The organism is Melaminivora alkalimesophila, assembly GCF_000282995.1.
Lineage (GTDB): Bacteria > Pseudomonadota > Gammaproteobacteria > Burkholderiales > Burkholderiaceae_C > Melaminivora > Melaminivora alkalimesophila.
The window spans coordinates 1-240 of sequence record NZ_ALEE01000620.1; the positions used below are offsets into that span (position 1 = coordinate 1).

1 protein-coding gene is annotated in these 240 nt (G+C 75.0%); it reads left to right on the top strand.

Annotated features, from left to right (window positions below; translation table 11 throughout):
- Nucleotides 1–240 (top strand): CinA family protein (locus A612_RS12170; RefSeq protein WP_019374747.1); only part of this gene is annotated, 240 nt, incomplete at both ends.

Sequence of the window (240 nt, forward strand, 5' to 3'; positions counted from 1 at the left end):
GATCGCCGCCGCCTGCACGGAGCTGCCGGGCTCCAGCCAATGGTTCGAGCGCGGCTTCGTCAGCTATTCCAACGAGGCCAAGTCCGAACTGCTGGGCGTTCCTGCCGCTCTCATCGCGCGGCACGGCGCCGTCAGCGAGCCGGTGGCCCGCGCCATGGCCGAAGGCGCACTGGCCCATTCGCGCGCGCAGGCGAGCGTGGCCGTGACCGGCATCGCGGGGCCCGGCGGCGGCCGCCCCGG